This window comes from Algoriphagus sp. AK58 (genome assembly GCF_014324365.1).
Taxonomy (GTDB): domain Bacteria; phylum Bacteroidota; class Bacteroidia; order Cytophagales; family Cyclobacteriaceae; genus Algoriphagus.
In genome coordinates this window covers 248,034-269,833 of record NZ_QEIG01000005.1, presented here as the reverse complement: position 1 = coordinate 269,833, position 21,800 = coordinate 248,034, and the positions used below count along the sequence as shown (strand labels likewise).

Sequence of the window (21,800 nt, the reverse complement as noted above, 5' to 3'; positions counted from 1 at the left end):
TCTATCTTAAGACTGTTTTATAATCCAACCAGCACTATTGAAGTAAAATTTATATGATTAATCTTTTTGGTGACAACCTTAGATATGATTTAAAAGCCAGTTTGGTGGTCTTTTTGGTTGCCCTGCCGCTTTGTTTGGGTATCGCCATAGCCAGTGGTGCACCGCCGATGTCTGGCTTGATAGCAGGCATAGTTGGGGGAATTGTAGTCGGCACATTTTCCAGATCGCATGTCTCTGTAAGCGGTCCCGCAGCGGGATTGACAGTGATTGTTTTGGACTCTATTTCCAGCTTGGGCACCTTCCAACTTTTTTTAGGAGCCTTGGTTGCTGCTGGGCTGATTCAACTAGTATTGGGCTTTGCTAAAGCGGGAATTTTGGGATATTATTTTCCACATTCGGTCATCAAAGGAATGCTGACTGCGATCGGTTTGATTTTGATCCTGAAGCAGATTCCGCACGCTTTAGGATATGATAAAGATTACTTAGGTGATTTGGCTTTCAAACAGCTTGATGATCAAAACACCTTTACAGAAATCTATAATGCTTTCATCTACTTCAGTCCCGGAGCGATTCCGGTGGTGTTGCTTGCCTTGGCTATTTTGATATTTTTCGATCAGCCAAAAATAAAAAGTCACAAGTTTCTCGGACTAATTCCCGGTGCCCTTTGGGCAGTGATTTCAGGAATAGTTATGAATAATCTATATAAGGCATGGAAGCCCGAGTGGACTTTGGTTGATGAACATTTAGTCACTATTCCTGATTTGGATAGCCTAAGTGAACTTACTTCTCTTCTTACTTTTCCTGACTTTGGAATGATCGGAGAGGCAAGTTTTTGGATCGTGGCCTTCACTTTGGCAGTCATAGGAAGCATTGAAACGCTCCTTTCTATCGAAGCGGGTGATAAGATGGATCCATTTAAGCGAATGACGCCTCCAAGTGAAGAATTGGTTGCTCAAGGGATAGGAAACACCCTTTCCGGATTGATTGGTGGTCTTCCGATTACGGCAGTAATAGTACGGACTTCCGCCAATGTGGCTTCCGGAGCCAGAACAAAACTATCTGCCATTTTCCATGGGATACTCCTCATGGTTCTTGTCTTGAGCATTCCTCAACTGCTCAATCAGATCCCCTTGAGTTGTTTGGCAGCCGTTCTGTTTATGGTAGGTTACAAACTTGCTAAACCATCCATTTTCATTCAGGAATATGAAAAAGGGGTCAATCAATTTTTGCCTTTTATCATCACGGTCATTGCTATCCTTTTGACAGACTTGTTGGTGGGAATAGGAATTGGTATGGTAATAGGACTTTATTTCGTCATCCGAACCAATTTCCAGCGAGCTGTAATGATTACCGAGCTAAACGGGAATTATTTGGTAAAACTTCAAAAAGACGTTTCCTTTCTTAATAAAGCTCCCTTGATGAGAGATTTGGCTCAAATTCCTGATGGAAGTAAGGTGATTTTGAATGCGAGCAAAGCCAGATTCATCGATCATGATATTCAGGACGTGCTGAATGATTTTATTGCGACTGCCCACACCAAAAATATATCCATCACCGTAGAAGGTTACACCTATCACTTAAGAGAAGCCTAATGAACCCGTACGAAAAACTATTATTACAAAACAAAGCCTGGTCCGAAGAAAAACTTCAGATCGATAAGGACTTTTTTAATCGTCTAGCACACCAGCAAAAACCAAAATTTCTCTGGATCGGATGTTCTGACAGTCGTGTTCCTGCCAATGAAATCACCGGTACCGATCCGGGAGAAGTCTTTGTCCATCGTAACATCGCCAATATGGTAGTACACACGGATCTCAACTTGCTTTCCGTACTACAATATGCTGTGGAAGTCCTCAAGGTAGAGCACATCATCGTATGTGGTCACTATGGCTGCGGAGGTGTCGAGGCTGCTCTCGGTCACCAAAGTTTTGGATTAATCAATAAATGGCTTAGAAATATCAAGGAAGTCTACAAAAACTATGAATCAGAAATTGACGCAATTCCTGACCATAAAGCCCGGGTTAACCGACTTGTGGAGCTCAATGTCTTGGAACAGTGTCAGGACTTGCTCAAGACTTCCATTATTCAAAAAGCCTGGAAGGATAGAAAATCACCTGAGATCCACGGTTGGGTGTATGGCTTGGACAATGGCCTGGTGAAAGAATTAACCACAATTCTTCCTGATTTTGACAATATCCACCCTGTATTTAGGTATTCAGACGATCAATTTTAAAAAATCTCCAAAGAATTTAAGCCCCTATTATTTGATTTTCAAAAATAGGGGCTTTTCTTTGCATCGTCCTTTCACTTTTTTCCAGTGTGAGGATTTATAAAGAAGAGGCGAGAGACAGGCTCTATGACCCTCTGGCAACCTTCCGCCGCGGCGGAAAGGTGCCAATTCCTGCCAAATGAGAAGGTCTCATTTGGAACTATAAATTCCTCGTATGATGAATAGGCAATTTACCCCCTTCCTTTCCCTCGGCTTCGAGCCAATTTTCTCCAACATCTTCGATTTTGGCTCTGCAATTTTTTGCATGTGCCTTTTATTTTGATCTGGATATTCTCTTGAATTTCTCAGGGAGCAATCCCTTTTACTATTCTCTTAACCCTTTAACCTCAATTTTATGTCAGCAAACTATCGATTTGAGACCCTTCAGCTTCACGCTGGACAAGCTCCTGATCCCGCCACCAATTCACGGGCGGTTCCGATTTATCAGACCACATCCTATGTTTTCAACTCTGCCGAGCATGGTGCCAACCTGTTTGGTCTGAAAGAATTTGGAAACATCTACACCCGGATTATGAATCCGACCACAGATGTTTTTGAGAAAAGACTTGCTGCTTTGGAAGGTGGTGTGGCGGCAGTGGCTACCAGTTCTGGACAGGCAGCGCAACTTTTGGCTTTGCACAATATTCTTCAGGCAGGGGAAAATTTTGTTTCCTCTCCCTTTTTGTATGGAGGAACCTACAATCAATTCAAAGTGGCCTTTAAGCGACTTGGGATTGATGCTCGATTTGCCAAAAGCGACAAAGCAGAAGATTTGGAAAAATTAATTGATGATAAAACTAAAGCGATCTATCTCGAAACAATCGGTAATCCTGAGTTTAATATTCCTGATTTTGAATCGGTAGCCGCCCTAGCCAAAAAGCATGGGATTCCATTGGTCGTGGATAATACCTTTGGTGCAGGTGGATTTTTATGTCAACCTATTGCTCATGGGGCAAATATTGTGACGGCATCAGCTACCAAATGGATCGGGGGACACGGCACTTCTATCGGTGGCATCATCGTAGACGGAGGTAACTTCAATTGGGGAAATGGAAAATTTCCACAGTTTTCAGAGCCTTCTGAGGGATATCATGGATTGAATTTCTGGGAGGTTTTTGGTGAAAACAATCCACTCGGACTTCCCAATATCGCTTTTGCCATCCGTACTCGGGTGGAAGGTCTTAGAGATCTCGGTCCGGCCATCAGCCCTTTCAATTCATTCCTGTTGCTTCAGGGAATCGAGACGCTTTCACTTCGTGTTCAGCGTACAGTTGACAATGCTTTGGAAATTGCCAAATGGCTGGAAGCACATCCGAAAGTTTCTAAAGTAAACTACCCTGGACTGACCTCTTCACCTTATCATGCTGTCGCCAAAAAATACCTCAAGCATGGATTTGGAGGAGTGCTGAGTTTTGAGATTAAAGGTGATAAAGCCTCCACTTCTCAATTCATCAATAACCTCCAGTTGATTTCTCACTTAGCGAATGTAGGAGATGCCAAGACGCTGATTATTCAGCCTTCTGCCACCACACATCAGCAATTGAGCGATGAGGAACAACGAGCAGCCGGAGTGACTCCTACCCTGCTTCGATTATCACTTGGCATCGAACACATCGAAGACATCAAGGCCGATTTGCAGCAGGCTTTTGACAAGATTTAATTACTCCTAATTACCCCAATGAACCTTATCAGCGAATTCGCAGACTTGACTATGACGCAGGAAATTTTCCATTCCCATGAGCCTCTAACCTTAGAATCAGGTGAAATCCTTTCCCGATTTCATCTGGCCTATACTACTTATGGTCAGCTCAATCCGGAAAAATCCAACGTCATCTGGGTGGTCCATGCCCTCACAGGAGATTCCAAGGCAGCAGAATGGTGGAGCGGATTGATCGGAGAAGATAAATTCTTTGATCCAACCAATCATTTCATCATTTGTGCCAATCTTCTGGGAAGCAATTATGGATCAACCAACCCATTCAGCATCAGTCCTGAGACCGGAGAAGCGTATTATTACGACTTTCCCCAAGTGACGCCAAGGGATTTGGCTGCAAGTCTGGAAAAGCTAAGAATGCATTTGGGCTTAGAAATAATCCATACCCTGATAGGAGGTTCATTAGGTGGTCAGGTAGCACTCGAATGGGCAATTACCTTAGGCCAAAAATTGAAAAATGCGGTGATTTTGGCATCTACAGCAAAAACATCACCTTGGGTCATCGGATTCAATGAAGCCCAGCGGATGGCCATCGAGTCTGATTGCACTTGGGGAAATCGGGATGAAGAAGCTGGTAAAAAGGGCTTGGAAACAGCCCGTGCCATTGCGATGCTCAGTTACAGATCTCCGGCAGATTTGAGAATCAAACAAACTGACAGAGAGGAAAAGCTCGATGGTTTTCGGGCTTCTTCCTACCTAAGATACCAAGGTCAAAAATTGGCCAAGCGTTTCAATGCACTTTCTTATTGGACACTTTCCAAAGCTATGGACAGCCATGACTTGGGCAGAAACAGAGGTGGGGTTGATGCTGCCTTGGCACAGATCGAAGCAAGGGTATTGGCAATTGGTGTTAATTCAGATATACTCTTCCTTCCTCAGGAATCTCAATTTATCAGCCAAAAAGTAAGGAGAGGCACCTACAAGGAAATTGATTCCACGGCAGGACATGATGCTTTTCTGATTGAGTTTGAGCAATTGGCCTACATTCTCAAATCCTTTTATCTGGAAAATTAAGAGAAAGTCTATCACTAAAAAGGCCTGTGGGGTTATACTACAGGCCTTTTTTAACTACTTTTTCACTTTTGTCCACTCGACTGTCCGTCCTACAAAAGAAAACCCGAGGTACCCTTTTACTTCCAAAATTTCAGGAGATTTGAGTTTCAGTTCACAGGAATAGGTCTTTCCTGATTGCGGGTCATAGATTTCCCCTCCTTTCCAAATCCCTGAAGAATACTTAAGTCCAGTGAGAAGAGGCAAGCCTAACAAGGGTCTGGTTTTTAATTTTGGATCTGAGTTTTGCTTGTCGGTGGCAGGTTTTCCATCCGGATTGGGATCCTTTAGCCAGACAATTTTTCCGACAAATTCAGAACCCTTTTTTAAAATTTCGACTTGGGCGGTTTTTTCAGTGTTATACCATACCCCTAAAATAGCGCTTTCAGTCTGTGCCATGGAAATGGTTGGAATGGCCACCATCAATAGGATAAGTACTGAAGTAAATTGTCGCATTTTCATAAAAACATCGGTTTGATATGCTTAAATACGAATAGCTTTGAAATTGTTATGAGGGAAGTAGGAAATTTTAAAGTGAACCTAAAAGCTGATTTTGTCGATTTCAATGGATTTTCCTTGATGCTTTTACCTGAAAAAGCACTATGGATCAAGGAATTGAATATTCTACTGATTGCTGATTTACACTTTGGAAAAGCAGCGCACTTTCGCAAATCCGGAATACCCATTCCTGAACCTGTCCATGAAACAGACTTCAAAAGACTGGAAAAACTTCACCAAACAATTCGGCCCCTGCACACCTACTTTCTGGGAGACCTTTTCCATAGTGTCTGGAATGAACAATGGGAAGTGCTTAACTCTTTTCTTCTTGAATTTTCCGAAACTGAATTTCACCTAGTCATGGGAAATCATGACATCCTTCCTCCTTCTATTTATCATCAGTCGGTGTTAAAAATCCATAAAGAACCGCTTCTGATAGAATCTTTTGCTCTTTCCCATGAGCCTTTGCAGCCCAAGACAGAAGGAGTCCTTAACATCTGCGGACACCTTCATCCGGGTATCTTATTGAGAGGAAAAGCTCGTCAATCCGTTCGTATTCCCTGTTTTTTTTGGTCAGGTTCCACTTTGATTTTGCCGAGTTTTGGAAATTTCACCGGTTTAGCCTTGATCGAACCCAAAGAAGACGATTTAATCTGGGGAATTTCGGGGGAAAAAGTGATTCCCATCCTTTCTGGCACATCGATTGGTTAAATCCCGATGGCTTTTCTATTTTTGACCTGAATTTTGTAATCCATGGCTAGTCCTTCAAGAAAGAAAAAAACATTAGGCTATTTCAAATTTGGCAGTGTGCTTTTCAGCACTACACTTTCACTTTTTATTGTTGGATTGTTTGGAATCATTTTGATTCAAGCCAAATCATTGACCAAAATGATCCGGGAAAATGTGGAAATTCAGGTTTTCTTAGATAAAAATCTCCCGGAGGAGGAATTGAGCGAACTTCAAAAAAATATTTCTTCAAGGCCATTTATCCTGATCAAATCCGATACGTCGACCTTACGATTTATTTCCGATGAGGAGGCGGCAGCCACCTTTGTACAAAATACCGGTGAAGACTTTACCAAGTTTCTAGAGGACAACCCTTTGCGTGACAGTTTCGTGTTTTCTGTTGCTGAGGAGTTTCAGAGTTCAGAGCAAATTGATTTGATAGCCAAGGAATTAGAAGCTTTGCCGGGCGTTTTTGAGGTTTCCTACATGACCGATTTAGTAGACTCGATCAACAAAAACCTCCTGAAAGTAAGTATCGTCATGGGAGGCTTTATTTTGATTCTCATTATCACTGTGGTGATGTTGATCAATAATACCATCAGATTGGCTTTGTTCTCTCAGCGCTTTCTGATTCGTTCCATGCAATTGGTCGGTGCTACACGAGGGTTTATCCGAAAACCTTTTCTAATTCGTGCTTTTTTCTTTGGAATGCTGGCAGGATTAGCGGCTTCCGGAATTTTATTTGCAATCATCCAATACACCCAAGCCAATATCGAAGGTTTTGCGATGCTTCAAAATCTGGAATGGATGCTGATTCTTTTTGCCGGATTAATCATTTTCGGAGGCATTTTATCAACCCTCAGCACTTTGCGTGCAGTCAATAAATATTTAAACATGTCCTTGGACGAACTTTATTAAATCATGAGCAATTCATCGTTTCCTTTTTCCAAAAAAAACTACCGCCTCATGCTGATCGGCTTAGGACTTATTGTCTTGGGTTTTATTTTGATCGGAATGGATGGGGAACCCCATGGGAATGGGATTTTGGGTCTGACTATCGGTCCTATTGTAACCTTGGCCGGATTTATTTTTGAATTCTACGCAATTTTTGCAAAGTCAGAAAAAAGCTAATTCCTCAACTGCTTTCCTCCAGAAAGCTTATTAATCACCCATGCAGCAAGAAGCATACGGAGAAGTTTTTCTGATCGACAAACCTCTGGATTGGACCTCATTTGATGTGGTCAAAAAAGTCAGAAATGCCCTTCGAATCAAAAAAGTAGGGCATGCAGGTACTTTAGACCCTTTGGCGACTGGCCTCCTGATCGTCTGTACAGGCAAAATGACCAAACAGATTGAGACCTTTATGGGTCAAGAAAAGGAATACACTGGAACCTTTGTCATTGGAGCTACCACCGAGTCATTTGATTTGGAAAAGCCTGTTGTCCCAGTTGCCGATCCCTCGCACATTACTTTAGAACAGGTAAAAGAAGCAGCTAGACAACTCACTGGAAACATCTTTCAGGTACCGCCTATGCATTCTGCGATCAAGGTGGATGGCAAGCGGGTCTATGAATCTGCACGAGCCGGAAAAGAAGTCAAAATGGAAGCCAGGCCAGTTGAAGTAAGGGAATTTGAAATCACTGGATTCGAAGGAAATGAGGTAGATTTTCGAATTTCCTGTTCCAAGGGAACCTATATCCGAAGTCTTGCCCGGGATTTGGGCGAAATACTAGGAGTAGGTGCCTATTTGAAAACACTTTGTCGAACCAGAATAGGCGAATTTAGGCTAACAGAAGCTAAGAATGTCCTCGCCTTAGTTGAAGAAATTAAAGCTCGGCAACATGAAAATCTATGAAGGTTTAGAAGGATTTCATCCCGTTCCCAATGCAGTTGTCACATCGGGTACTTTTGACGGAGTCCACCTTGGCCACCAAAAAATCATTCACAGGATACGAGAAATTGCACGAGCCATTGAGGGTGAAACGGTCCTGATTACCTTTTGGCCCCATCCGAGATTAGTCCTTTATCCGACCGAACACCACCTTCGGCTACTCTCCACTTTTGAAGAAAAGGCTAACTTACTGAGACAATTTGGAATAGACCATTTAGTTACAATTCCTTTTACCCAGGAATTTTCGCAAATGTCTTCTGAAGAGTTTATCAAGAAGATTTTGGTTGAAAAAATCCAAACCAAGAAACTGGTAATCGGATATGATCATCGGTTTGGAAAAAACCGTGAAGGAAGCTTTGAATACTTACAGGATCATAGTCAGGAGTTGGGATTTGATTTGGAAGAAATCTCACGACAGGATGTGGATGATATTGGAGTCTCAAGCACTAAAATCCGCAAAGCTCTGGAATCGGGAGATATCAAGACCGCTACAAATTACTTGGGCAGACCTTATGAATTGAACGGCTTGGTCGTCAAAGGCCAGCAAATCGGCAGATCAATTGGTTTTCCTACAGCCAACATCCATATTCCCAATGATTACAAACTTATCCCCCATGACGGCGTTTATGCAGTGGAGGCTAAGGTAGACGGTCTGTTGTATAAAGCCATGCTTAATATTGGCAACAGGCCCACAGTAGATGGTTCGAGAAAGACAGTGGAAGCCCACCTGTTTGATTTCCAGGGTGATCTTTATAATAAGCTGATTACCATTTATTTCAGAGAGTTTATCCGGGAAGAGAAAAAGTTTGAAAGTCTGGAGGCTTTAAAAAACCAACTGATCCAGGATCAGAAAACAGCTAAGTCACTACTATAAACCCAACTATAATGATCAACAAAACTGTCAAAGATGCCCGGGAAGCTGTGGCAGATATTCCCAGCGGTGCCTTCCTGATGATGGGGGGATTTGGACTGAGCGGTATTCCCGAAAATTGCATTTCAGCCCTTCTTGAAAAGGATATCAACGGACTTACCATTGTGTCAAACAATGCCGGAGTCGACGATTTCGGAATTGGTCTGCTACTTAAAAAAAGAATGGTGAAAAAGATGATTTCCAGCTATGTGGGAGAAAATGCAGAATTTGAGCGCCAACTATTAAGTGGAGAATTGGAAGTGGAACTTATTCCCCAAGGCACCTTGGCCGAGCGTGTTCGGGCAGGCGGTGCCGGCATACCAGCATTTTTTACCCCTGCCGGTGTAGGCACTGAAGTGGCAGAGGGAAAAGAAACACGGGAGTTTGATGGGAAATTATATTTGATGGAGCGCTGGCTGAAAGCTGATTTTTCTTTGGTAAAAGCCTGGAAAGGTGATACCGCCGGAAATTTGATTTTCAGGGGAACAGCAAGAAACTTCAATCCTATGATGGCAGCTGCTGGTAAAATCACCATTGCGGAAGTGGAAGAGCTAGTACCTGCAGGTGAATTGGATCCCAATCAGATTCACACTCCTGGAATCTATGTTCAGCGCGTTTTCCAAGGTAAAGACTACGAAAAGCGGATTGAACAAAGAACTATCTCTAAAAAATAAGTAAGAAGAAGTCGGATTTTATTTTTTCTTGCTTCTTAAGTCTTGGATCTTAGAAAAAACCCAAATGTTAACGAAAGAACAAATCGCCCAACGAATCGCCAAAGAGGTGAAAAACGGGCAGTATATAAATCTGGGAATCGGCATCCCTACCCTTGTTGCCAATTATATTCCCTCCCACCTGGATGTGGTCCTTCAGTCAGAAAATGGCCTTTTGGGAATAGGCCCCTTCCCTACCGAAGATCTGGTTGATCCTGATCTGATCAATGCAGGAAAGCAAACGATCACGATGGTTCCGGGTTCGGCATTGTTTAACTCAGCAGAATCATTTGCCATGATTAGAGGAGGTCACGTTCATCTTACGATTTTAGGAGCCATGGAAGTCTCTGAAAACGGGGATATCGCCAACTGGAAGATTCCCGGTAAAATGGTGAAAGGGATGGGAGGAGCGATGGATTTGGTAGCTTCAGCCAAAAACATCATCGTAGCTATGCAACATTGCTCCAAAGATGGGCAATCCAAGCTACTGCCCTCTTGCACTCTTCCGATTACAGGGATCAAATGTGTCAAGAAAATTGTCTCTGATCTAGCAGTGCTTGAAATAGCTCCACAAGGAGGATTTATTCTTAAAGAGCGTGCACCTGGAGTGACTGTGGAAGAAATTCAGTCAAAAACTGCCGGCAAATTGATCATCGAAGGAGAAATTCCTGAAATGATTTTCGATTAATTTCGCAGTCGGGAACCAGTAATGCCTAAGGAAGGTTTCCCGATAAAATTCCAAAAAATGAAAAAGTCAGAAATCAAATTCCAGGTCGAACTGGATGCAAATAATCTCCCAAAGGCCATTCAGTGGGATGCTTCGGATAAGGAGGCAGAAGGCCTGGAATCTACCAAAAGTATCAGTCTGAATGTTTGGGATAACCTGAATCATTCTACATTGAGAATTGACCTTTGGACAGAAGACATGTCAGTTGTAGAAATGAAGCGCTTCTATATCGATATTATCGGGGGCATGGCACAGACTATCCTAAATAGTACCGGAGATGAGTACATGTCTGAAGAAATGAAAGACCTTTGTGACCGACTCGTGAAGCATGTCAATGAAGAGAATAAGAAAAGTATATAATACTTTAATTTCCCATATTTTGATTTGAGCCCATTATAAAAATGGGCTTTTTTGTTTGGTAAAAAATCTTTTAAAAAAATATTATTTAATGAATTTCCAATAAAACTGAAAGAGTAATTATTAATTATTAATAGAACCTGCTATTTGTTAACGTTTTACTTAAAAAGAGCCCTCAGTTTCCAATTTCAGCCATTTTTGAACACTGATATTTACTTATTTTTTTTAGGGCAACTTAATTGAAAATTGCCTTTTTACTATAAATTTCGAGGAATTGATTTATTGTGATAAAGCTTCAAACATCATCCTAAAAAAATCACAAAATAGCCTATGAAAAATTTTACCAGAAAAATCTGGGGCTCAGTGTTTTCATTGGTATTGTTAGTTTCCTTGGGAACTACAATAGCACTAGCCCAGACGACCATCTCCGGAACGGTCACAGATGCCGACACTAAGGAAACCTTGGTAGGGGTGAATATCATTGTGAAAGGAAAAGTAATCGGCACGATCACTGACCTTTCCGGAAAATTCACCCTAAATGTGAATCAGGCACCTCCCTTTACCTTGATCTTCTCCATGGTGGGTTACAATTCGAAGGAGGTAGAAGTTACAGGGGGTATGTCCAATCTTACCGTGGAACTTGCCGAATCTTCCATTATGGGCCAAGAGGTGGTCATTTCTGCTTCCCGTGTGGAGGAAAGCATTATGAAATCTCCGGTATCTGTTGAGAAAATGGACATCATAGCGATCAGAGAAGTGCCTCAAGCGAGTTTTTATGATGCCTTGAATAACATGAAGGGAGTGGAGATGAGTACTCAGTCTTTGACCTTTAAGTCTTTCAACACTCGTGGTTTTAATGCCAACGGAAACGTGCGAACCGTACAAATGATCGATGGTATGGACAATCAGGCCCCAGGTTTGAACTTCTCCGTGGGGAACATTGTGGGTATTTCCGAATTGGACTTGGAAAGTGTGGAATTACTTCCTGGTGCTTCCTCCGCTCTTTATGGACCAAATGCCATCAACGGTATTTTGTTGATGACTTCCAAAAATCCATTCCAGTATCAGGGACTCTCTGCTAACCTCAGAACAGGATTCATGAATGAGGATAGCAGATCTACTCCAGGCACTGGATTTTATGACTTCAGTGCGCGTTACGCCAAAGCACTTAGCGACAAAGTCGCCTTCAAAGTAAATATGGCGTACCTGGCTGCTGACGATTGGCAGGCAAATGATTTCAGAGATCAATCGCTACTCAATGGTTCCACTATTGAGACTGGTTCCAGAGTTAACAATCCAGGATATAACGGTGTAAATATTTATGGTGATGAGGGTACGCAAAACATTTATTCTGTTGCACAGAGTTTGATTCAGCGAGGCCTTTTGCCAGCGGCGGCCCTTCCATTGATCCCACAGACACCTGTATCAAGAACAGGGTACGCTGAAAGAGATTTGGCTGATTACAATACCAAATCCTTGAAATTTAATGCTGCTTTGCATTGGAGAATTAATGACCGAGTGGAAGCGATTCTTCAAGGAAACTATGGCTATGGTACCACAGTGTATACCGGTGCCGACCGTTATTCCATTGCCAACTTTAACTTGGGCCAATACAAGGCGGAATTGAAAGGAGCTAACTGGTTTGTGAGAGCTTACACAACTCAGGAGCGATCAGGTGATGCTTTTGCAGTCGGTATTGCTGCCAACGCCATCAATGAAGCTTGGAAGCCTTCTGAATTATGGTATGCTCAATATGTAGGAGCATTTACCCAAGCTAAACTTCAAGGTCTTACAGATGAGGCTGCTCACCTTCAGGGAAGAAACGTGGCAGACCAGGGAAGATTCCTTCCAGGATCTGCTGAGTTCAACCAAGCCTTGAAAAATACCACCTCTACTCCTATTCCAGGCCAATTCCTGAATATTCCAAGAAACATAGGTTCCCAGTTTGTGGATAAAACAAACCTCTACCATTTTGAAGGTTCTTATTCCTTTACCGGAATCAAGTTTGCGGATTTTGTCATGGGGGCAAACTATAGGATCTATGCCTTGAACTCAGAAAAAACCCTTTTTGCTGTAGATGAGGCAGGAAATGAATTCAGAATCAACGAATACGGCGGTTACCTACAAGGAACTAAAAAGCTGTTTGATGATAAATTCAAATTGACCGCTTCTCTGAGATACGACAAAAATGAAAACTTTGAAGGACAATGGTCTCCTAGAGTTTCTGGGGTTTATTCTGCCGGAAATCACAACTTCAGAGCATCCTATCAGACTGGCTTCCGTATCCCAACCACTCAAGATCAATACATTGATCTGGTGACTCCTCAAGCAAGATTGATCGGTGGATTGCCCATCTTGAGAGATAGATATAATTTCTCCGGAAACCCGGTTTACTCTTTGGCAACGGTACAGAATTTTGGGGCTGCAGTATCGGCTGATACACGACCAGGGTCCCCTGTTTACCAACAAAGTATTCAACAATCAACACAACTCGCCATTGCAGAAGCTACTGCAATAGTGACTCAGCAGGTTCAACAAGGATTGATTCCTCCTTCTCAGGCTCCTGCAGCGATTGCTGCTTTGGTTCCAACTTTAGTTCCCAAGTATGCCGCTACTATTGTTCCAGCCAACGCCTCTACCGCAAACCTTGATAAACTCACTCCATTTGAACAAACCACGTTTAAACCTGAAGTAGTAAAGTCATTTGAAATCGGCTATAAAGGCTTATTTGCCAATAGATTGTTGATTGACACGTATGCCTATTTCAATCGATTTGAAAACTTCATCGGCGGTCAGGTACTAGTTCAAGACGGTAATCCTGCCACAGGTTCTCAGGGCCCCAATACGATTACAGGCTTGAATCTCATTGGAGTTGGTCCGGGTGGAAGAGCGATCTATTCCATGCCTGTAAACAGAACTGAGATCATTAACTCTTGGGGATGGGCTTTCGGTGCGGATTATAAGCTTCCGAAGAATTACTCTCTTGGTGGTAACGTTTCTTACAACACCCTTAGCAATTTGGACGAATTGGCCGAAACTGGATTCCAGCCTTCTTTCAACACGCCAGAGTATCGCTATGTAATCAATTTTGCTAACCGCGAAGTGGCTAAAAACATCGGTTTTGCCGTTTCTTACAGATGGCAAGGAGAATTTGTATGGCAATCTTCATTCGTGGCTCCTGCGGTATCTTCTCAGCAGCTTTCTGTAATGCCTGCTTTCGGTACCTTCGATGCTCAGTTGAGCTACAAAATGAAGCCAATCAAGTCCATCTTGAAATTTGGTGGAACCAACTTGTTCAACAATACGGGATACAGACAAGCATGGGGTAACCCAACAGTAGGAACCATGTATTATGTAAGCATCACCTTCGATGAGTTCTTGAACTAATCACGCATCCACCTTTATATCCATAGAGGCTGTTCATTAGGACAGCCTCTTTTTTTGCATCCTTTCAAACAACCTCAGTCGAGAGGATTAAATTGTAAGTCCTTCTGATAGCAAAGCATCTAGGAGCAGAAGTATGAAGGAAGAGAATACTTATTCTTGGAATTCGAATCAGGGTTTCAAAATAAACCTAAGGATTCGATTAAAATTTAAGGCCATCCAATATAAGTTTTCCGTGCCTTAGAAAATGCAACCAGTTGAAACCTGAATCACAGAAAGAAGAAAAAATTAAGCTCTGTATCCTCCAAATAAGGCTAAACGGAATCAATGGCTTTTCTTATTTATTTGTCAAGAAGTAGCCCTCCCAAGACTGTCCATAACTCTTGGAATCCTGGTTTGAAGTAAAGCGGAAACTTTGGTCTCAAAAAAATAAACAAAAAAACACCTGCCTTTTTGGGCAGGTGTTTGTAAACTGAACCAAATGAGATGCGATATCAATGTACCTCTCCCATCATTTTTCTTAAAATTGGTTTGAGCAAGAAAAGTACGGCAGCGGACCCGATAACTGTATATACGATCAGCATAAACTGATCCGGCATGGCCGCCAATCCTTCTTCAGACCCACCACTCGCTTCACCTGCAATCAAGCCAGCAAATAGATTACCCAAAGCCACGGAAAGGAACCAGATACCCATCATTTGCCCTCCGTAGCCATTTGGCGCCAATTTGGTAACCAAGGAAAGGCCTACGGGAGATAAGCTCAACTCACCAAACGTATGGAGCAAATAGGTGATGATCAACCAGCTTGGAGCAGCCAGCTCACCGGAAGCGGCTATTTTGGTAGCGAAATACATCACAAAAAATCCTAGTCCTAAAAGCAAGAGTCCAAAGGTAAATTTCAAAGGTGAACTCGGCTCCAGATTCATTCTACCCAACCAAACCCAAAGGGCAGCAAAAAACGGAGCGAAAATAATAATGAATAAAGAATTGATTGACTGGAAGTAGCCTGTCGGGATGTTCCATCCCAAGATAGTTCTATCGGTAAATCGCTCTGCAAAAAGATTAAGAGTAGAACCTGCTTGCTCAAATCCAGACCAAAACATGGCAGAGAAAATGAATAACACCGCAATCACACCAACCTTGCCCTTATCGGCCTTATTCAGACCGCCGAAAGCTATCACATAACCCAAATAACCAAAAGCCACAACTGCAATCACAGAACCCGATGCGCCGGCTATCGCGGATGCATTAATTGGAATAACACCTGTGAATAGAACAGCAATCACTGCAGCTCCAATCAAACCGATCAGGGAAGTAGTAGACCTGAGCTTTTTCTGGGTGTCTTTTTCGGCTTGAGTAGTGACTACCGGAGCCTCTCCATAGCCTTCCAAGGCGCTTCCGGTCATTTTATACTGGATCAATCCAAATACCATCCCTAATCCAGCTAAACCAAATCCAAGGTGCATATCATATTCCGCCACCGTGGAACAAGCAATCGGCGCGATAAATCCACCTATGTTAATACCCATGTAAAAAATGGAGAACCCGGCATCACGCTTGGAACTTCCTGCAGGATACAGTTGACCTACAATGGAACTGATGTTGGGTTTCAGTAGCCCGGTACCCAATACAATCAAGATAAGCCCAAGGAAGAAAGAAGTCGTATCCAAGGCGCTCAAAGATTGCTTGACTTCAGACGCTCCGCTAATCCATCCCTGAACGCCGGGAAGGGCCATGGTAAAGTGGCCTAATGCAATAATAATCCCACCATACCATACCGACTTTTTCAAACCAAATAGGCGATCTGCCAACCACCCACCGGGAAGGGCCAACAAGTAAACCCCCATGGTATAGAGACCATAGACTGCACCCGCTGTTTTATCGTCAAAACCCAGCCCACCATCTACTATGGCCTTTGTCATAAATAAGATCAAAAGGGCACGCATACCATAATAGCTGAAGCGTTCCCACATTTCTGTAAAGAAGAGGGTCATCAATCCTTTAGGATGACCAAAGGCAGTCTCGCCGCTGAATTCTGAGGTTGATTGATTTTTCAAGAGATTGAAAATTTGGGTTTAATATATTTTGCAATGATAAACTTTTTTGTCACTTGAATGCAAAGAATGATTGGAGGCCATGCTTTTAGTATGCAAAATTTCAAACTTCTTTTCCAAAATCCACCCTGCTTCAGAAAAGGAAATTTCACTTACCAAATATTTTTTGGATTTTTCTTCGAAATCGATTGAAAAGCAAAAAAACAAGGTTTTTTTAATTTGAGATTGTAAGTAATTAGCTAATTTTGACCAGACAATTTTCAGACAATAAACCCAAATATGTATGCAGGACTTGGTTCAGGAACCCAAAACTTCTATCCATTCCTTTTTACCCTTTGCCAGCAGCGCAAAGGTGTTTTACAATCTTACTCCGGCAGAATTGGTTGAACATGCCTTGGCTAGGAAGGAAGGCAAATTAACTTCCACTGGAGCATTCATGGCGGATACCGGAAAATTTACCGGTAGATCACCAAAGGATCGCTATGTGGTGAAAGATGAACTGACCCAGGATTCGGTATGGTGGGGAGACATCAATATCCCGCTTTCAGAAAGTCATTTTGAGAGGATATACGACAAAATGACTCGATTCCTTGAAGAAAAGGATCTTTACGTGAGGGATGCTTATGCAGGCGCCGATCCAGATTACAGGCTCAACCTAAGAGTGGTCAATACCTTGGCTTGGCACAATCTTTTTTGCTCTAACATGTTCCTCCGTCCTACTTCCAAAGAATTGCAGGATTTTGAACACGACTTCACCATAATTTGTGCACCGGAATTTGAGGCTGATCCGGAAACAGACGGTGTTTCCAATCCTAATTTTGCGATTTTGAACCTAAGCAAGAGGGTGATTTTAATTGGAGGCACGGGCTATGCCGGAGAAATGAAGAAAGGTATTTTTTCTGTTTTAAATTTCATTCTGCCTTATCAAAGACATGTCCTTTCCATGCATTGTTCAGCCAATGTTGGAAATGACGGAGATACGGCTATATTTTTTGGCCTTTCTGGAACTGGAAAAACCACCTTATCTGCCGATCCAAACCGAAAGTTGATAGGAGATGATGAGCATGGGTGGACCGAGGACTCGGTATTTAATTTCGAAGGAGGTTGCTATGCCAAAGTGATCGACTTGACCCGTGAAAAAGAACCTGAAATCTATGATGCCATCAAATTTGGAGCAATCGTAGAAAACACCCGATTCAAGCCGGGAACCAGGGACGTCGATTTCTTCAACAAGGAGGTCACGGAAAACACAAGGACAGCCTACCCGATTCACCATATTGCAAACTCCTTAGAGCCATCCATTGCCAGTGTTCCCAAAAACATCTTTTTCTTAACGGCTGATGCCTTTGGCGTAATTCCTCCAATTTCCAGACTGAATAAAAGTCAGGCTATGTACCATTTTATTTCCGGATACACGGCCAAAGTAGCTGGAACTGAAATGGGGGTAACCGAGCCCAAACTTACCTTTTCGGCTTGCTTTGGGGCTGCATTCCTTCCTCTCCACCCCACTAATTATGCTCAGTTGTTTGGCGAAAAAATGGAGAAAAATGAGGTCAATGTTTGGTTGGTAAACACTGGATGGACCGGTGGTCCTTATGGAGTAGGATCAAGAATGAAGCTTTCCTATACCCGAGCTATGATTTCGGCAGCTTTGGAAGGAAAACTGGATTTCGCCCCTATGCATGTAGATCCTGTATTTGGATTCGAGGTACCAAAAATTTGCCCCAACGTACCCGCAGAGGTATTGAATCCAAGAAATACCTGGGCAGATCCCAATGCCTATGATGAGCAAGCCAAGGAACTCGCTGCCGCTTTCGTCAAAAACTTTGAAAAATATAGAGAATACGCCAGTCCGGAAATCCTCACAGGCGCTCCAAAAGTAAAATAGGAGAATGAAAAGGAGTGTTTTTCACTCCTTTTCCTTTTTAATTCAAAGAATAATCAGATCTAATCCTATTTTTGCGCAAGGCAAAATCAAATGCTTTTAAACCAATTTTACTGAATTTTAATACTCATGAGAACAGCTGAAATTATTACAGAAAAGGGCACCATGAAGGTGGAATTTTATGAAAAAGACGCACCTAATACTGTTCAAAACTTCGTGGACCTTGCCAATAAACATTTCTACGATGGATTGACCTTTCACAGGGTGATTCCAAATTTTGTGATTCAAGGTGGTTGCCCTGTCGGAAACGGTACCGGAGGTCCTGGTTACAAAATCAAATGTGAACTGGATGGAGGTAATCAATACCATGACCGAGGTGTCCTTTCTATGGCTCATGCCGGTAGAAATACAGGAGGTTCCCAATTTTTTATCTGTCACAGCCGAACAAATACTGCTCATCTGGACCGCAACCATACTTGCTTCGGCAAGGTAGTAGAAGGACTAGATGTAATCGATGCAATCCGGGCCGGAGATAAAATCGAGAAAATCATCATTCATGAATCCTAACCAAAATCCCCTCTATGAGGGGATTTTTACTTAAGAGCCTATCTATGTCTTCAATCCTTTTTGGAAAGCACTCTTAATTCTTCAAGCAGTTTCAAAAGCTCTGAATGGATTTTTGGGGCTGTATCCGGTCCCAAAGAATTGATTTCACCATATGGGCGATCTTGGTAGCCATAGGTAAATGGAGCTTTTACATCCCATTGACTTTTAGGGACGATGTACCCGATCATGTCATTGGACATCCCCGCAAAAAACTTGATAGTTCCGGGAATTTTGCTCTGAATTGAAGGAACTTCGACTGGCTCAATTCCAAAGTCTCCGCCTTCGGGAGATTCGATACCTCCATGGAGAATTTCAGGATAAAGTTCCCCAGGTACATGAACAAACGTGGCTGGTCCCAAGGTCCATGCCGAAACTTCAGATCGAATCTGCTTCCAACCGGTAAAACCTCTATCGAAAATTCCTATAAATGCCGCCAATTGGAATAAGCCATTGTCCATTTTGAGGTCAATTGTCTTTGCCTTCAGATTTAGATCCAAGTTTGTGTAAATGGCAGCGCTCGTGTCCTGAAGAGCTTCCAGAGTAGCTTTTGCTAAGGCTTTTCCTTGAGCTTGAACTTTTTCGGGTGATTGTTTTTGGATCTTTTCCAAAGTGAATGGATCTTCCACAGGCATATCAGGAAAGGTAGTCATGAGGCCACCTACAGCCCCATTTAGAAAAATTGCCACTCCTCCTACACCATCTAGCTTAAGCGAATCATTTACCTGTATCCCGTTTTCCACCATGTTTCGCCAAGGATCTGCAAAATCAGAACTGAGTTGAATGTTTTGAGACCAAAGCGTTTCCGGATGATTTCCCCAGTTCATCAGAGTTCCGATGGTCTGACCGGTTTCTGCATCAAGCACCTGCATGAGTTTCAACGAGGCATCAAAAACCAAGGGAGGTCGGGTATCTCCCACCAGAGGTTTGAGTTTTTCCTTTTCTTCGGCAAATCTGAATTTCGCAGGCCTCCTATCTTGATAAGCTTGATTTACGGCTTGTCTGATGCCTTCCTGTACTTGGCTGAGGTAATCAGGATTTACCCCTCTTGTATATTCTGAGGGACCCCACATTCCCATTAGGTCAGGGGAAGAATGCACATGGGTACTGGAAATTATGACATAATCCAAATCCGGAATGCTCTCCTGAATCATTTTTCTGGTTGCAATCACTTCATCATTTCCATAACCGATCATATCAATCACGCAAAGGGCCATCTTGACTTCACCGGATTCCAATACCATGGCTCTCGCCCAAAGCGGATCCAAAACCGACTGAGCCGGCCTGGAATTATGGAAACCTGCCAGCCAAATCGCATCAAACCTTCCGTTTCCATTACTATCCTCGTAAGTATCCCCTTTTTCGGGATTATAGCGGGAGTCCCCATCCACATCGGTCCAGGTTTCAAAAATTTGAGGAGTAATATCCACTTTGGCGAAGCCGACTTTGATCACTCCCAATTCAGAGGAGAGATTTAAATCGACTTCATACCCTTTATGCCGATCCCGAAATTGGTAAACTCCATATCCTATGATTCCCAGAAGTGCTAAAAGAACTAGACTCCCTATAATTTTGAATAGCTTTTTCATTTGAATACCATGTTAATAGCTTCTCTAAGCTAATAAAAGATCAGCTTCATTTTAGAGGTGATTATTAATGGAATGATAATTGAACGTCGGATTTTCCCAAAATTCAACCTCTATGCAAAAAGGCCTTATTTTGATCCTGATTTACACTCTCTTGACTATAGGTCAATCCACTGCTCAACGATACGGGACGGCTTTTGGTCTAAGGTTGGGAAATTCAGATATCAATCGGACTGTTGGAATTAGTCTTCAGCAAAGAATTTTTGAAAAAGGTACTGTAGAGGCGATTTTACAATCGGATTTTAGCAGGAATACCACTTTCGCCATCTTAGGGCAAAAGCATCATCCGATCATTTCTAAGCGCTTCAATTATTATTATGGAGGAGGTCTCTCTTTTGGCAAGGAAGAAAGCTTTGTAAAAAATCCAACAACCAAAGAAATTATCCATACCTATGGAAATGCAACCACGGGAATTGACCTGATTGCAGGCATCGAAATGACTCTTGCCAATGCAGTGATTTCCTTGGATTACAAGCCAAACTTCAATTTGGCAGGAAGAGAAGAATTTTATCGAGGTCAGGTAGGAATATCAGCCCGGACAGTTTTGGTAAAAAGTAAGGAGCAAAAGAAAAGGCAAAAACAACGGAAAAAGGCCAGACAAGCCAAAAATCAGCCTCAGCGCAAACCTTTTTCTGACATCTTCAAAAGGTAATTGATCGCCCAACTTACTCCTTTTGCTTCCAATACATTTTTTCATGAAGATCCGAGTGCTTGACAATTTCCCGGTACCATTTCATTCGTAGGAGATTTTTTTCTTCCTCGGATAAGTAAAAATCAGGATGCTGGTAAGCGCCGGCTTTTTTGATCAAATCATACAGGAAAATGGAGGCAGACACGGAGATGTTGAAGCTGTCAGTAAACCCAAGCATGGGGATATGGACCAAACCATCCGCTTTTTGTTTTACTTCTTCACTGATACCTTCGTGCTCGTTTCCAAAGACTAAAGCGAGCTTTTCGGAAGGCTCCAGATCATAAATGGAGATGGAAGTCGGAGCCGGACTGGTCCCGTAGATTTTATATCCCTTTTTTCTCAAAAATTCGAAACAGGCATCCACTGAAGATCCTTCTTGTCGATGGTATTTATGCAAATCCACCCATTGCGAGGCCCCTCGCGTGACATAGGGGTTAATTTTGTACTCATTGGTCTTTTCGATGACATGGATATCCTGGAGTCCAAAGCAATCGCAGGTCCGGATCACTGCGCTGGCATTGTGAGGCTTGAAAATATCCTCTAAAACCACCGTAAAAAATCGTGTTCTCTTGCTTAATACCCGTTCCATGACCGATTTTTTATGCTCGGTAATGTATTGGCCCAAGTATTCTAAAAGCCCCTGATCAAAATCTACGGAAGTATCTCTCTCGCTCATTCTCAAAAA

At 42.5% G+C, this 21,800-nt stretch carries 20 protein-coding genes and 1 riboswitch; of the genes, 16 read left to right on the top strand and 4 right to left on the bottom strand.

What is annotated here, in order from left to right; all coding sequences use genetic code 11:
- Nucleotides 1–53 precede the first annotated feature (53 nt).
- The 4 genes from DDT91_RS04915 (at nucleotide 54) to metX (ending at nucleotide 4,997) form a co-directional block, all read left to right on the top strand.
- Entirely contained in the window at nucleotides 54–1,592 is a 1,539-nt protein-coding gene (locus DDT91_RS04915) for a SulP family inorganic anion transporter (protein WP_187175020.1), read from the top strand.
- Entirely contained in the window at nucleotides 1,592–2,233 is a 642-nt protein-coding gene (can, locus tag DDT91_RS04910; RefSeq protein WP_187175019.1) for a carbonate dehydratase, read from the top strand. Before DDT91_RS04915 ends, can begins: the two co-directional genes overlap by 1 nt.
- Nucleotides 2,234–2,324: 91 nt before the next feature.
- A riboswitch (SAM riboswitch) is annotated at nucleotides 2,325–2,438 on the top strand.
- 186 nt (nucleotides 2,439–2,624) lie between these two features.
- The gene (locus DDT91_RS04905) at nucleotides 2,625–3,929 is read left to right on the top strand and encodes an O-acetylhomoserine aminocarboxypropyltransferase/cysteine synthase family protein (RefSeq protein ID WP_187175018.1); all 1,305 of its coding nucleotides are present in this window, start codon (nucleotides 2,625–2,627) and stop codon (nucleotides 3,927–3,929) included.
- Nucleotides 3,930–3,947: 18 nt separating this feature from the next.
- Nucleotides 3,948–4,997, top strand: a complete 1,050-nt coding sequence (metX, locus tag DDT91_RS04900; RefSeq protein WP_187175017.1) for a homoserine O-acetyltransferase — start codon at nucleotides 3,948–3,950, stop codon at nucleotides 4,995–4,997.
- Between the two features lie 54 nt (nucleotides 4,998–5,051).
- Here the strand turns inward: metX and DDT91_RS04895 are convergent, their stop codons facing one another.
- Nucleotides 5,052–5,495, bottom strand: a complete 444-nt coding sequence (locus DDT91_RS04895) for a DUF2147 domain-containing protein (RefSeq protein ID WP_187175016.1) — start codon at nucleotides 5,493–5,495, stop codon at nucleotides 5,052–5,054.
- Between the two features lie 48 nt (nucleotides 5,496–5,543).
- On the opposite strand from DDT91_RS04895, the gene pdeM reads away from it, so the two are divergent.
- The 9 genes from pdeM (at nucleotide 5,544) to DDT91_RS04850 (ending at nucleotide 14,239) form a co-directional block, all read left to right on the top strand.
- Nucleotides 5,544–6,242: a ligase-associated DNA damage response endonuclease PdeM gene (gene pdeM / locus DDT91_RS04890; protein WP_187175015.1), complete on the top strand. Its 699-nt coding sequence runs from the start codon at nucleotides 5,544–5,546 to the stop codon at nucleotides 6,240–6,242.
- Nucleotides 6,243–6,284: 42 nt separating this feature from the next.
- A complete protein-coding gene (locus tag DDT91_RS04885) occupies nucleotides 6,285–7,175 on the top strand; it encodes an ABC transporter permease (RefSeq protein ID WP_187175014.1) in 891 nt (296 codons plus the stop codon).
- 3 nt (nucleotides 7,176–7,178) lie between these two features.
- Nucleotides 7,179–7,388, top strand: a complete 210-nt coding sequence (locus DDT91_RS04880) for a DUF3098 domain-containing protein (RefSeq protein WP_187175013.1) — start codon at nucleotides 7,179–7,181, stop codon at nucleotides 7,386–7,388.
- 40 nt (nucleotides 7,389–7,428) lie between these two features.
- Nucleotides 7,429–8,112 carry a tRNA pseudouridine(55) synthase TruB gene (gene truB / locus DDT91_RS04875; protein WP_187175012.1) on the top strand — a complete coding sequence of 228 codons (684 nt, stop codon included), beginning with the start codon at nucleotides 7,429–7,431 and terminating at the stop codon, nucleotides 8,110–8,112.
- On the top strand, nucleotides 8,099–9,022 hold the full coding sequence (locus tag DDT91_RS04870; RefSeq protein WP_187175011.1) for a bifunctional riboflavin kinase/FAD synthetase: 924 nt from the start codon (nucleotides 8,099–8,101) through the stop codon (nucleotides 9,020–9,022). Before truB ends, DDT91_RS04870 begins: the two co-directional genes overlap by 14 nt.
- Before the next feature lie 11 nt (nucleotides 9,023–9,033).
- The gene (locus DDT91_RS04865; RefSeq protein ID WP_187175010.1) at nucleotides 9,034–9,732 is read left to right on the top strand and encodes a CoA transferase subunit A; all 699 of its coding nucleotides are present in this window, start codon (nucleotides 9,034–9,036) and stop codon (nucleotides 9,730–9,732) included.
- 64 nt (nucleotides 9,733–9,796) lie between these two features.
- Nucleotides 9,797–10,456 (top strand): 3-oxoacid CoA-transferase subunit B, encoded by a 660-nt coding sequence (locus DDT91_RS04860; RefSeq protein WP_187175009.1) that lies wholly within the window; start codon nucleotides 9,797–9,799, stop codon nucleotides 10,454–10,456.
- A gap of 57 nt (nucleotides 10,457–10,513) precedes the next feature.
- Nucleotides 10,514–10,855: a gliding motility protein GldC gene (gene gldC, locus DDT91_RS04855; RefSeq protein WP_187175008.1), complete on the top strand. Its 342-nt coding sequence runs from the start codon at nucleotides 10,514–10,516 to the stop codon at nucleotides 10,853–10,855.
- Nucleotides 10,856–11,182: 327 nt separating this feature from the next.
- Nucleotides 11,183–14,239, top strand: coding sequence for a carboxypeptidase-like regulatory domain-containing protein (locus DDT91_RS04850; RefSeq protein WP_187175007.1), 3,057 nt, complete (start codon nucleotides 11,183–11,185; stop codon nucleotides 14,237–14,239).
- 491 nt (nucleotides 14,240–14,730) lie between these two features.
- Here the strand turns inward: DDT91_RS04850 and DDT91_RS04845 are convergent, their stop codons facing one another.
- Nucleotides 14,731–16,230 (bottom strand): peptide MFS transporter, encoded by a 1,500-nt coding sequence (locus DDT91_RS04845; RefSeq protein WP_370539291.1) that lies wholly within the window; start codon nucleotides 16,228–16,230, stop codon nucleotides 14,731–14,733.
- 343 nt (nucleotides 16,231–16,573) lie between these two features.
- On the opposite strand from DDT91_RS04845, the gene pckA reads away from it, so the two are divergent.
- Both pckA and DDT91_RS04835 read left to right on the top strand, forming a co-directional pair.
- The gene (pckA, locus tag DDT91_RS04840) at nucleotides 16,574–18,178 is read left to right on the top strand and encodes a phosphoenolpyruvate carboxykinase (ATP) (protein WP_187175005.1); all 1,605 of its coding nucleotides are present in this window, start codon (nucleotides 16,574–16,576) and stop codon (nucleotides 18,176–18,178) included.
- A gap of 126 nt (nucleotides 18,179–18,304) precedes the next feature.
- A complete protein-coding gene (locus DDT91_RS04835; RefSeq protein ID WP_187175004.1) occupies nucleotides 18,305–18,742 on the top strand; it encodes a peptidylprolyl isomerase in 438 nt (145 codons plus the stop codon).
- A 50-nt stretch (nucleotides 18,743–18,792) separates the two neighbouring features.
- On the opposite strand, the gene DDT91_RS04830 is transcribed toward DDT91_RS04835, so the two are convergent.
- On the bottom strand, nucleotides 18,793–20,367 hold the full coding sequence (locus DDT91_RS04830) for a hypothetical protein (protein ID WP_187175003.1): 1,575 nt from the start codon (nucleotides 20,365–20,367) through the stop codon (nucleotides 18,793–18,795).
- A gap of 112 nt (nucleotides 20,368–20,479) precedes the next feature.
- On the opposite strand from DDT91_RS04830, the gene DDT91_RS04825 reads away from it, so the two are divergent.
- Complete coding sequence (locus DDT91_RS04825; protein WP_187175002.1) at nucleotides 20,480–21,076, top strand: hypothetical protein; 597 nt, start codon at nucleotides 20,480–20,482, stop codon at nucleotides 21,074–21,076.
- Nucleotides 21,077–21,089: 13 nt separating this feature from the next.
- Here DDT91_RS04825 and DDT91_RS04820 read toward each other — a convergent pair whose 3' ends face one another.
- Nucleotides 21,090–21,791, bottom strand: a complete 702-nt coding sequence (locus DDT91_RS04820) for an RNA methyltransferase (protein WP_187175001.1) — start codon at nucleotides 21,789–21,791, stop codon at nucleotides 21,090–21,092.
- Nucleotides 21,792–21,800 lie beyond the last annotated feature (9 nt).

Bases quoted from the DNA above. Each gene is read 5' to 3' on its own strand.
- DDT91_RS04915 (WP_187175020.1), top strand. From the start codon at position 54: ATGATTAATCTTTTTGGTGACAACCTTAGATATGATTTAAAAGCCAGT.
- can (WP_187175019.1), top strand. From the start codon at position 1,592: ATGAACCCGTACGAAAAACTATTATTACAAAACAAAGCCTGGTCCGAA.
- DDT91_RS04905 (WP_187175018.1), top strand. From the start codon at position 2,625: ATGTCAGCAAACTATCGATTTGAGACCCTTCAGCTTCACGCTGGACAA.
- metX (WP_187175017.1), top strand. From the start codon at position 3,948: ATGAACCTTATCAGCGAATTCGCAGACTTGACTATGACGCAGGAAATT.
- DDT91_RS04895 (WP_187175016.1), bottom strand. From the start codon at position 5,495: ATGAAAATGCGACAATTTACTTCAGTACTTATCCTATTGATGGTGGCC.
- pdeM (WP_187175015.1), top strand. From the start codon at position 5,544: ATGAGGGAAGTAGGAAATTTTAAAGTGAACCTAAAAGCTGATTTTGTC.
- DDT91_RS04885 (WP_187175014.1), top strand. From the start codon at position 6,285: ATGGCTAGTCCTTCAAGAAAGAAAAAAACATTAGGCTATTTCAAATTT.
- DDT91_RS04880 (WP_187175013.1), top strand. From the start codon at position 7,179: ATGAGCAATTCATCGTTTCCTTTTTCCAAAAAAAACTACCGCCTCATG.
- truB (WP_187175012.1), top strand. From the start codon at position 7,429: ATGCAGCAAGAAGCATACGGAGAAGTTTTTCTGATCGACAAACCTCTG.
- DDT91_RS04870 (WP_187175011.1), top strand. From the start codon at position 8,099: ATGAAAATCTATGAAGGTTTAGAAGGATTTCATCCCGTTCCCAATGCA.
- DDT91_RS04865 (WP_187175010.1), top strand. From the start codon at position 9,034: ATGATCAACAAAACTGTCAAAGATGCCCGGGAAGCTGTGGCAGATATT.
- DDT91_RS04860 (WP_187175009.1), top strand. From the start codon at position 9,797: ATGTTAACGAAAGAACAAATCGCCCAACGAATCGCCAAAGAGGTGAAA.
- gldC (WP_187175008.1), top strand. From the start codon at position 10,514: ATGAAAAAGTCAGAAATCAAATTCCAGGTCGAACTGGATGCAAATAAT.
- DDT91_RS04850 (WP_187175007.1), top strand. From the start codon at position 11,183: ATGAAAAATTTTACCAGAAAAATCTGGGGCTCAGTGTTTTCATTGGTA.
- DDT91_RS04845 (WP_370539291.1), bottom strand. From the start codon at position 16,230: ATGACCCTCTTCTTTACAGAAATGTGGGAACGCTTCAGCTATTATGGT.
- pckA (WP_187175005.1), top strand. From the start codon at position 16,574: ATGCAGGACTTGGTTCAGGAACCCAAAACTTCTATCCATTCCTTTTTA.
- DDT91_RS04835 (WP_187175004.1), top strand. From the start codon at position 18,305: ATGAGAACAGCTGAAATTATTACAGAAAAGGGCACCATGAAGGTGGAA.
- DDT91_RS04830 (WP_187175003.1), bottom strand. From the start codon at position 20,367: ATGAAAAAGCTATTCAAAATTATAGGGAGTCTAGTTCTTTTAGCACTT.
- DDT91_RS04825 (WP_187175002.1), top strand. From the start codon at position 20,480: ATGCAAAAAGGCCTTATTTTGATCCTGATTTACACTCTCTTGACTATA.
- DDT91_RS04820 (WP_187175001.1), bottom strand. From the start codon at position 21,791: ATGAGCGAGAGAGATACTTCCGTAGATTTTGATCAGGGGCTTTTAGAA.